A 1,429-nucleotide genomic window follows, 5' to 3' on the forward strand; every position below is an offset into this window, starting at 1 on the left:
GCGAGAGGCCATCCAACGAATCGTCTGAGTCTCGGTGATCCGCGATATGCGGGCCGGCCCAGATCTCGTGGTGCTCCTTAGAAAGGAGGTGATCCAGCCGCACCTTCCGGTACGGCTACCTTGTTACGACTTCGTCCCAATCGCCGATCCCACCTTCGACGGCTCCCTCCCACAAGGGGTTAGGCCACCGGCTTCGGGTGTTACCGACTTTCATGACGTGACGGGCGGTGTGTACAAGGCCCGGGAACGTATTCACCGCAGCGTTGCTGATCTGCGATTACTAGCGACTCCGACTTCACGGGGTCGAGTTGCAGACCCCGATCCGAACTGAGACCGGCTTTGAAGGGATTCGCTCCACCTTACGGATTCGCAGCCCTCTGTACCGGCCATTGTAGCATGTGTGAAGCCCTGGACATAAGGGGCATGATGACTTGACGTCATCCCCACCTTCCTCCGAGTTGACCCCGGCAGTCTCTTACGAGTCCCCGCCATAACGCGCTGGCAACATAAGATAGGGGTTGCGCTCGTTGCGGGACTTAACCCAACATCTCACGACACGAGCTGACGACAGCCATGCACCACCTGCACACAGGCCACAAGGGAACTGATATCTCTACCAGCGTCCTGTGCATGTCAAACCCAGGTAAGGTTCTTCGCGTTGCATCGAATTAATCCACATGCTCCGCCGCTTGTGCGGGCCCCCGTCAATTTCTTTGAGTTTTAGCCTTGCGGCCGTACTCCCCAGGCGGGGTACTTAATGCGTTAGCTACGGCACGGATCCCAAGGAAGGAAACCCACACCTAGTACCCACCGTTTACGGCGTGGACTACCAGGGTATCTAATCCTGTTCGCTCCCCACGCTTTCGCTCCTCAGCGTCAGTTACTGCCCAGAGACCCGCCTTCGCCACCGGTGTTCCTCCTGATATCTGCGCATTCCACCGCTACACCAGGAATTCCAGTCTCCCCTGCAGTACTCTAGTCTGCCCGTATCGCTCGCACGCCCACAGTTGAGCTGTGGGTTTTCACGAACAACGTGACAAACCACCTACGAGCTCTTTACGCCCAGTAATTCCGGACAACGCTCGCACCCTACGTATTACCGCGGCTGCTGGCACGTAGTTGGCCGGTGCTTCTTCTGCACATACCGTCACTTGCGCTTCGTCTGTGCTGAAAGGGGTTTACAACCCGAAGGCCGTCATCCCCCACGCGGCGTCGCTGCATCAGGCTTGCGCCCATTGTGCAATATTCCCCACTGCTGCCTCCCGTAGGAGTCTGGGCCGTATCTCAGTCCCAGTGTGGCCGGACACCCTCTCAGGCCGGCTACCCGTCGTCGCCTTGGTAGGCCATCACCCCACCAACAAGCTGATAGGCCGCGGGCCCATCCCACACCGCAAAAGCTTTCCCCCACAGACCATGCAGTCCATGAGGT

The 1,429-nt window shown here is 58.6% G+C and carries 1 rRNA gene; it reads right to left on the minus strand.

Features of this window, described 5'->3' with window-relative positions:
* Window positions 1-81 precede the first annotated feature (81 nt).
* Window positions 82-1,429 (minus strand): 16S ribosomal RNA (locus ACZY0X_RS31170); the annotation flags it as partial.

The organism is Mycobacterium sp. IDUB_39 (assembly GCF_055419205.1).